We start from the raw sequence: 9240 nt of genomic DNA on the forward strand, positions 1-9240 counted from the left end.
AGACTTTCGCAACCCACTCACAAGAAGGGCATCCGTATGTCACAGACCGTGGTCAACCTGCCGTTCAGCCGGCAAGAGTACGCCCAGCGCCTGGCCAAGACCCGCAGCGCCATGCAGGCGCAGGGCCTGGAACTGTTGCTGGTAACCGATCCATCGAACATGGCCTGGCTGACCGGCTATGACGGCTGGTCATTCTACGTGCACCAGTGCGTGTTGCTGGCGCTCGATGGCGAGCCGATCTGGTTCGGCCGTGGACAGGATGCCAACGGGGCCAAGCGCACGGTGTTCATGGACCACGACAACATCGTCGGCTACCCGGACATCTATGTGCAGTCGCGCGAGCGTCACCCGATGGACTACCTGTGCCAGGAAGTGATCCTGGCCAAGGGCTGGGGTGGCCTGAGCATCGGCGTGGAAATGGACAACTATTACTTCAGCGCTGCGGCCTACCTGGCCCTGTGCAAGCACCTGCCCCAGGCGCGCCTGACCGATGCCGCAGGCCTGGTCAACTGGCAGCGAGCTATCAAGTCGCCCCAGGAAATCGAGTACATGCGCATTGCCGCGCGCATCGTCGAGCAGATGCATGGATGCATCCTCGAACGCATCGAGCCCGGCATGCGCAAGAACGAGCTGGTGGCCGAGATCTACCGCAGCGGTATCCTCGGTGCCGACGGCCACGGTGGTGACTACCCGGCCATCGTGCCACTGCTGCCCACCGGCGCCGACGCCAGCGCGCCGCACCTGACCTGGGACGATTCGCCGTTCGTCCGCGGCGCCGGCACCTTCTTCGAGATCGCCGGCTGCTATAAGCGCTATCACTGCCCACTGTCGCGCACGGTGTATTTGGGCAAGCCACCGCAGCACTTCCTGGACGGCGAAAAAGCCGTGGTCGAAGGCATCGCCGCCGGCCTGGAGGCCGCCCGACCCGGCAATACCACCGGCGACATCGCCCGGGCGTTCTTCGCCGTACTGGAGAAGTTCGGCATCCACAAGGACAGCCGCTGCGGCTATCCGATCGGTATCAGCTACCCGCCTGACTGGGGCGAACGCACCATGAGCCTGCGCCCGAGCGACACCAGCGTGCTGCAACCGGGCATGACCTTCCACTTCATGCCGGGGCTGTGGATGGACGACTGGGGCCTGGAGATCACCGAAAGCATCCTCATCACCGAGACCGGGGTCCAGACCCTGTGCAACGTGCCGCGCCAGCTGTTCGTGAAGGACTGACCATGAATGCAATCGCACAGGCCAGCGCCACCCCGGCCAACCCGATCAGTTGCACCCTGGACTTCGAGTGCGACGGCGTGCAGCACGGCTTTCTCAAGCTGCCGTACTCCCGTGACGACTCGGCCTGGGGCGCGGTGATGATCCCGCTGACCGTGGTCAAGAACGGCAGCGGCCCAACGGCCCTGCTCACCGGTGGCAACCATGGCGACGAGTACGAAGGGCCGGTGGCGCTGAGCAAGCTGGCCCAGCAGCTGCAAGCCGAGCAGGTCAGCGGGCGGGTGATCATCGTGCCGTTCATGAACACTCCGGCGTTCCAGGCAGGCACCCGCACCTCGCCGATCGACAAGGGCAACCTCAACCGCAGCTTTCCCGGTCGACCCGACGGCAGCGTGACGGAGAAGATCGCCGACTACTTCCGCCGCACCTTGCTGCCACTGGCCGATATCGTCCTGGATATCCATTCCGGTGGTCGCACCCTTGATTTCCTGCCGTTCGCGGCCTGTCATGTGCTGCCCGACAAGGCCCAGCAGGCACGCTGCGAAGCGGGCATGCAGGCCTTCGCCGCGCCCTACGGCATGCGCATGCTGGAGCTCGACGCCCAGGCGATGTACGACACCGCCGCGGAGGAGCAGGGCAAGGTGTTCGTCACCACCGAGCTTGGCGGCGGCGGCACTTCCACGGCCAAGAGCGTGGCCCTGGCCGAGCGCGGGGTGCGCAACCTGCTGATCCACGCCGGCATCCTCGCCGGCGACATGCAGCGCGGCGAAACCATCCTGCTCGACATGCCCGATGGCGATTGCTTCATCGCCAGCGAACACGACGGCCTGCTGGAAATGTGCCGCGACCTGGGCGAGACGGTCAGCCAGGGCGAGGTGATCGCGCGCATCCATGATATCCGCCGCACCGGCAGCGCCCCGCTCGAATACCGCGCCAAACGCAACGGCCTGCTCGCCGCCCGGCACTTCCCGGGGCTGGTGAAGTGTGGCGACACCCTGGCGGTGATCGCCGACGTGCTGGCCTGACCCCGGCGCCACGATAACGAGGTATGGAGAACAGTCATGTCACACCAATACCCTTTCAATAGCCTGTGCCACGTCGACGGTCAGTGGCTGGACAGTCGCAGCGGAACGCGCATTGCCGTGCACGATCCGGCCAATCAACAGCTGATCGACCAAGTACCGTTGCTCGACCAAGACCAGATCGTCGCTGCCGTCGATGCCGCCCAGCGGGCCTTTCCGGCCTGGCGCCGGCAGAGCCTGGATCAGCGTGCGAGCTTGTTGCGCCGCTGGGCCGAATTGATGCTCGAGCACCAGGAGGCGTTGGCACGCATCCTCAGCCAGGAGCAGGGCAAACCGCTGGCCGAAGCGCGGGGCGAAATCGCCTATGCCGCGAGCTTCATCCCCTGGTTCGCCGAAGAGGCCCGGCGCCTCAATGGCCAGACCCTGCCCAGCCATATTCCGGGGGCGCAGCTGAGCACGCTGAAAGAACCCGTCGGCGTCTGCGCATTGCTCACGCCGTGGAACTTCCCCAGCGCCATGATCACCCGCAAGGCCGCCGCAGCATTGGCCGCCGGCTGTACGGTAGTGGTCAAGCCGGCGCATGAGACGCCCTTCTCGGCCTTGGCCCTGGCGCAACTGGCGGCGGATGCCGGGTTCCCGGCCGGTGTGTTCAATGTGGTGATCGGCGAACCGCAGATGACCATGCAGACCTTGGTCGGCGACAGTCGCGTGCGCGCGGTCAGCTTCACCGGCTCGACCCGGGTCGGCAAGCTGGTGCTGCAGGCTGCGGCCCAGGACGTCAAGAAGGTGGCCCTTGAGCTGGGCGGCAATGCTCCGTTCATCGTCTGCGCCGATGCCGATCTCGAACTCGCTGTGCAGGTGGCCGTGGCGGCCAAGTTCCAGACCTCCGGGCAGGACTGCTGCGCAGCCAACCGCATTCTGGTGCAACGGCCATTGTACGAAGCTTTCCTGGCCCGTTTCGCCGAGGCTGTGCGGGCGCTGCAGGTCGGTCCCGCGATGGTCGAGGGCAATGAGACGGCAGCGCAGGTCGGCCCGCTGATGCACCAGGGCGCGTTCGATGCCACCCAGGCGCGGGTCGAAGACGCGCTGGCCAAGGGCGCCCGGCGCCTGGTCGGCGGCGAGGGACATGCTTTGGGGGGCTGGTTCTTCCAGCCCACGGTGCTGGCCGATGTCACGCCGGCGATGCGCATTTACCAAGAGGAAAATTTCGCACCGATTGCCGGTGTCATGCCCTTCGACACCCTGGAGCAGGCCATCGCCCTGGCCAACGACACCGAGTATGGCCTTGCCGCCTACATCGTCGGCAATCGCCTGGACGTCGTGCATCCGTTGGTCCGCCGGCTGGACCACGCGATGGTGGCGATCAATGGCGTCAAGTTCACCGGCCATCCCATTCCATTCGGCGGCATGAAGGCCTCGGGCCTGGGCCGCGAAGGCGGCAGCGAGGGCTTCGAGCCCTTCGTCGAAACCAAATACGTTTGCCTGCACCATCACGGTCAGATCTAAGGAGTGTTTGCCATGAGCCACGATTTCAGCCAGCTGTTCGAACAGGACCGCGCCCACTTCATGCACCCTTCGACCCACGCCCATGACCACGCCAGCGGCGCGCTCAAGGGGCGGATCATCACCGCCGCCGAAGGCATTCGCCTGCGCGACCACGAAGGCCGCGAACTGATCGACGCCTTCGCCGGCCTGTACTGCGTGAACATCGGCTATGGCCGTACCGAGGTCGCCGACGCCATCCATCGCCAGGCCAAGGAGCTGGCGTACTACCACACCTACGTCGGCCACTCGACCGAAGCGATCATCGAGTTGTCCAGCCGCATCATCGACTGGGCGCCGGCCGGCATGAAAAAGGTCTACTACGGCTTGTCGGGCTCCGATGCCAACGAGACCCAGGTCAAGCTGGTGCGCTACTACAACAACATCCTCGGACGCCCAGGCAAGAAGAAGATCATCTCCCGCGATCGTGGCTACCATGGCTCGGGCATCATGACCGGTAGCCTGACCGGCCTGCCGAGCTTCCATCAGCATTTCGACTTGCCGGTCGAAGGCGTCAAGCACACGGTCTGCCCCCACTGGTATCGCCAGGCCCCGGCGGGCATGGACCCACAGGCCTTCGTCCAGTATTGCGCCGACCAACTGGAGCAGATGATTCTTGCCGAAGGCCCCGACACCGTCGCCGCGTTCATTGGCGAACCGTTGATGGGGACCGGAGGCATCATCGTTCCGCCCAAGGGCTACTGGAAAGCCATTCAGGCCGTGCTCGACCGCTACGACGTACTGCTGATCGCCGATGAAGTGGTGTGCGCGTTCGGGCGCCTGGGTTCGAAGATGGGCAGCCAGCGCTACGACATCCGCCCCGACCTGATCACCACGGCCAAGGGTTTGACCAGCGCCTATGCGCCGCTGTCGGCGGTGATCGTCGGCGAGAAGGTGTGGAACGTCATCGAAGAAGGCTCGCAGAAGGCCGGCCCGATGGGGCATGGCTGGACCTACTCGGGGCATCCGATCTGCGCCGCGGCGGCGCTGGCCAACCTGGACATTCTCGAACGCGAGAACCTGACCGAAAATGCCGACGTGGTCGGCGCCTACCTCAACCGACGCATGCGCGAAACCTTCGAGGGTCACCCCCTGGTCGGCGAGGTACGCGGCGATGGCATGCTCTGCGCGGTGGAGTTCATGGCCGACCGCGATGCCCGTACGGCGTTCGACCCGGCGCTCAAGGTCGGCCCGCAAGTGTCGGCGGCTTGTCTCGAGCGCGGGATGATCGCCCGGGCCATGCCCCATGGCGACATTCTGGGCTTTGCCCCGCCGCTGGTGTTGAACCAGGAAGATGCCGACACGATCGTTGCCATCACCCGGCAAGCGGTCGACGAGGTGGCCGGCAAGGTGCTCGGCTGAGTGGATCAAGCGAAGCGGCAAACCGCCATGGATCGACCATACTGATTCTTCATTCGCCTTCTCTGGAGAGTGCCATGGCCAAGTCGTCCAGCAACAAAGACGTGAAACACCAGGCGCAAAAGCTGGGCGGCAAGGCCTATGAGAAGGAACTTCGCAAACTGCACGTGGAGCTGGTCAAGCTGCAGGAGTGGGTGGTCGCCAAAGGCCTGAAGGTGTGCATCGTCTTCGAAGGCCGAGATGGTGCTGGCAAGGGCGGCACCATCAAGGCCATCACCGAGCGCGTCAGCCCGCGGGTATTTCGGGTGGTGGCGCTGCCGGCGCCGACCGAGCGGGAAAAGACCCAGATGTACGCCCAGCGCTACCTCGGCCACATGCCTTCTGCCGGCGAAGTAGTGATCTTCGATCGCAGCTGGTACAACCGCGCCGGCGTCGAGCGGGTGATGGGTTTCTGCACCGAGGAGCAAGCCGACAAGTTCCTCGCCGTGGTGCCGCTGTTCGAGAAGATGATGGTCGACTCGGGCATCCTGCTCCTCAAGTACTGGCTCGAAGTCAGCCCCGAAGAGCAGACCCGCCGCCTGCAAGATCGTATCAACGATGGTCGCAAGCTGTGGAAGCTGTCGCCCATGGACCTCAAGTCCTACACCCGCTGGGACGACTACACCCGCGCTCGCGATGCCATGTTCGTCGCCTCCGATTCGTCCTGGGCGCCCTGGTTCATGGCCCATTCCAATGACAAGCGGCGTGCCCGGCTGAACATCATCAGCCACCTGCTGAAGCATATCCCTTACCAGGACATCACCGGCGAACAGGTCGCCAAACTGCCCAAGCGCGGCAAGATCGGCAAGTACAAGGCGGTGGCCTATCCCTTCAAGATGGTCGACGAACGGTTCTGAGGCTTTCAGGGCGATCTAAGGCCGCCAGTCGATCCCGGTATCCTCCAGGTATGCGTCCACCGCCGCCCCCACGGTTGGATGAAACGCCCTTTCGCCAATCCGCTCGAACAGCTCGAAACGCTTCATTTTGTCCTTCACCGGGTCCTTCATCTCGGCGAACTGCAATTCCACGCCGCGTGCCTCCAGCGCGCGGTCCAGTTCTCCGAGCATGTCCGCCGAGGTGATGTCGATGCTGGTCACCGGCTCGGCTGCGATGACCAGCCGTTGCACCGGCGTGGGCGTGTCGTCCACCGCCGCCAGCACCGTGCTCTGGAATTGCTCGGCATTGGCGAAGAACAGCGGGGCGTCCCAACGCAGCAGCACCAGCCCCGGTATGCGCCGGGCCTGTGGATAACGTTTCACGTCATGGTAGCCACGGGTGCCGTCGACTCGCCCGAGCACTGCGTAGTGCGGGCGCCAACCGTCCCACAGGAACTCGATCACCGAGATCACCACCGCGATGCCGATACCGGGAATGGCGCCGAATACCGCGACCCCGACGAAGCAGGTGCACGACAGCCAGAACTCCCATTGCTGCATGCGGAAGATGCGCCTGAGGTCGGCGAACTCGAACAGGCTCAAGGCAGCTGCGATCACCACCGCCGCCAGTGCGCTGCTGGGCAGGTCGTGCATCAGGCTGGGTGCCGTCAGCAACAACACGGTGACCGCCAGCGCGCCGATCACGCCGGTGAGCTGGGTCCTGGCGCCGGCCGCCTCGGCCACCGGCGTACGCGAGGCGCTGCTGCTGATCGGGATGCCCTGGAACAGCCCGGACGCCAGGTTGGCCACGCCCAGGCCGAACATCTCCTGGTTCGGATTGACCGGGCTTTTCAGACGCGCGGCGTACGAGCGCGAAAGCACGCTGGTATCGGCGAACGACACCAGCGCCACGGCGATCCCGCCGAGGATCACTTCGACCAGGTCGATGTCGCTCACCCACGGCAGGGTCAGGCTGGGCAGGCCTTGGGGCAATTCACCGAGCACCTTGACGCCGCGCTGGTCGAGGTCGAACAGGCTCACCGCCAGCGTCGCCAGGACCACGGCGATGAGAATCCCGGGCAGACGCTTGAACGGTTTGAGCGAGAGGATCAACACCAGGCTGCCGGCGCCGACGGCGAAGCTGGGCCAGTGGCCATGGCCCGCGAGCAATGCCTGCGCCAGTTGCCACAGGTCGCGCAACGGCCCCTGGCTGTCGAAGGAGATACCCCACAGCTTGGGCAGTTGGCTGATCAGCACGGTGAGGGCGATGCCGTTCATGTAGCCGTAGCGGATCGGTTTGGACAACAGCTCGGTGATGAAGCCCAGGCGCAGCAAACCTGTGATCACGCAGAAAGCGCCGGCCACCAGTGCCATCAGGCTGGCGATGGCGATTGCCCGTTGCGGGTCGTTGGCAGCGTATTGCACCACCACGGCCAGGATCGGTGCCGCCAGCGCCGAGTCGGGGCCGAGCACGAGGATGCGGCTGGGGCCGAACAGGGCGTAGGCCAGCAGCGGGACGATGGTCGCGTACAGGCCGTAGATTCCCGGCACGCCGGAGGCTTGGGCGTAGGCGATGCCCACCGGCACCAACAGGCTGGTGAGCACCAGGCCGGCGGCGATGTCCTTGACCAGCCAGGCGGGCTGGTAGTGCAGCAATGTGGCGAGCCCCGGCAGCCAGCGTTGCCAGTCGACGCGTGAGCGCGGGGAAGTGTCGGGCATGCTCGGGGCTCCAACTGGGCGGACAAAAATCACTGGGGCCATCGCAACAACAGCTTAGCCGCACCGGCCAGGGCCAGAAGCCACCTGGCGCTAATTATTCGCCAAGGTCGTTCGTCGTTTATGAGAGGCACACCAATGGGTGCGCTCCACAGATCTGAAGAGGTGTGAAATGGCATTCGATCGCGAAGACGCAGTGTTCAAGGTTCTGATCAACCACGAAGAGCAGTACTCCTTGTGGCCCGCCTACAAGACCGTACCGCAGGGCTGGCGGGAAACCGGCACCCAAGGGCAGAAGGCCGAGTGCCTGGCCTATATCGAGCAAGTCTGGACCGACATGCGTCCGCTGAGCCTGCGCCAGAAGATGGAGCAGGACGCCCTGGCCCGCTGACCGCCCATTCTCTCGTCGCCGCCTTGCTGGAGATACTGCCCATGAGCGCTGTACTGACCCTCGAAACTCGCCCGCTGCCGGGCGTAAAGGGCAACCTGCCCCTGCTGGTCCAGGCCCCCGAGCCGAACATCAACCTGTTCGAGGCGCTGGACCACCTGCGTCCGCTGGTGGACGAGCACCTGTTGCGCAGCGGCGGTCTGTTGTTCCGCGGCTTCGCCCTGGACGGCGCCGAGCAGTTCCGGCAATTCGCGGCGGGCTTCGGCGATCCGTTGCTGACCTACGAGTTCGGTTCCACCCCGCGCAGCAACGTCACCGCTGGCGTCTATACCTCCACCGAATACCCGCAGCACCAGCATATCCCGCTGCACAACGAGCAGGCTTATACCAACGAATGGCCGCGGCGCATCTGGTTCTACAGCATGATCGCGGCCCAGCAGGGCGGTGAAACACCGATCGCCGACAGCCGCGCGATCTACCGCGCCATGCCTGCCAGCATCCGTACGCGCTGGGAGGAAAAGGGCCTGATGTATGTGCGCAACTATGGCAATGGCCTGGACGTTGCCTGGGAAGATGTCTTCAACACCGATGACCGGGCCACGGTCGAGGCCTACTGCCGGGCGCGCAACATCCAGTGCCAATGGAAGGACGACGGCGAGCTGCGTACCCGCCAGGTGTGCCAGGTGACCGCGCGTCATCCGCTGACCGGCGACAATGTGTGGTTCAACCAGGCGCACCTGTTCCACATCTCCAACCTGCAGCCGGAAGTACGCGAGACGCTGCTCGATATCGTCGACGAGGAAGACTTGCCGCGTAACGTCTACTACGCCGATGGCAGCCCGCTCGAAGACGACCTGCTGGATGAAGTGCGCGGCGTGCTGGAGGCGCACAAGGTCAGCTTCCCCTGGCTCGCCGGCGACGTGTTGATGCTCGACAACATGCTTACCGCACACGCCCGTGCGCCCTTCACCGGTCCGCGCAAGGTCGTGGTCGCCATGGCCGGTGCGCACCGCGCCGAGTGACCCTGCCGCTCCCCCCCGAATCAACTCCGCAGGTGTCCGGGCGACACCTGCGT

8 protein-coding genes are annotated in these 9240 nt (G+C 64.9%); 7 read left to right on the forward strand and 1 reads right to left on the reverse strand.

Going from position 1 to position 9240, the window contains the following annotated elements; genetic code table 11:
• Positions 1-36 precede the first annotated feature (36 nt).
• The 5 genes from doeA (at position 37) to ppk2 (ending at position 6043) form a co-directional block, all read left to right on the forward strand.
• The gene (doeA, locus tag KY379_RS01730) at positions 37-1227 is read left to right on the forward strand and encodes an ectoine hydrolase DoeA (RefSeq protein ID WP_133331230.1); all 1191 of its coding nucleotides are present in this window, start codon (positions 37-39) and stop codon (positions 1225-1227) included.
• Between the two features lie 2 nt (positions 1228-1229).
• Positions 1230-2249: a N(2)-acetyl-L-2,4-diaminobutanoate deacetylase DoeB gene (gene doeB / locus KY379_RS01735; protein WP_133331232.1), complete on the forward strand. Its 1020-nt coding sequence runs from the start codon at positions 1230-1232 to the stop codon at positions 2247-2249.
• Positions 2250-2285: 36 nt separating this feature from the next.
• A complete protein-coding gene (locus KY379_RS01740) occupies positions 2286-3752 on the forward strand; it encodes an NAD-dependent succinate-semialdehyde dehydrogenase (protein ID WP_196172230.1) in 1467 nt (488 codons plus the stop codon).
• Between the two features lie 12 nt (positions 3753-3764).
• Positions 3765-5150, forward strand: a complete 1386-nt coding sequence (locus KY379_RS01745) for an aspartate aminotransferase family protein (protein WP_133331236.1) — start codon at positions 3765-3767, stop codon at positions 5148-5150.
• Between the two features lie 74 nt (positions 5151-5224).
• Positions 5225-6043 carry a polyphosphate kinase 2 gene (gene ppk2 / locus KY379_RS01750; RefSeq protein ID WP_133331238.1) on the forward strand — a complete coding sequence of 273 codons (819 nt, stop codon included), beginning with the start codon at positions 5225-5227 and terminating at the stop codon, positions 6041-6043.
• A 15-nt stretch (positions 6044-6058) separates the two neighbouring features.
• On the opposite strand, the gene KY379_RS01755 is transcribed toward ppk2, so the two are convergent.
• Entirely contained in the window at positions 6059-7780 is a 1722-nt protein-coding gene (locus KY379_RS01755; protein WP_261240151.1) for a SulP family inorganic anion transporter, read from the reverse strand.
• A gap of 169 nt (positions 7781-7949) precedes the next feature.
• Between KY379_RS01755 and KY379_RS01760 the strand changes: the two genes are divergently transcribed.
• Positions 7950-8168, forward strand: a complete 219-nt coding sequence (locus KY379_RS01760; protein ID WP_133331242.1) for an MbtH family protein — start codon at positions 7950-7952, stop codon at positions 8166-8168.
• Between the two features lie 41 nt (positions 8169-8209).
• Positions 8210-9187 carry a TauD/TfdA family dioxygenase gene (locus KY379_RS01765; protein ID WP_133331244.1) on the forward strand — a complete coding sequence of 326 codons (978 nt, stop codon included), beginning with the start codon at positions 8210-8212 and terminating at the stop codon, positions 9185-9187.
• Positions 9188-9240: the final 53 nt, after the last annotated feature.

Origin of the sequence: Pseudomonas sp. HD6422 (assembly GCF_025377065.1) — a bacterium.
GTDB lineage: Bacteria > Pseudomonadota > Gammaproteobacteria > Pseudomonadales > Pseudomonadaceae > Aquipseudomonas > Aquipseudomonas putida_U.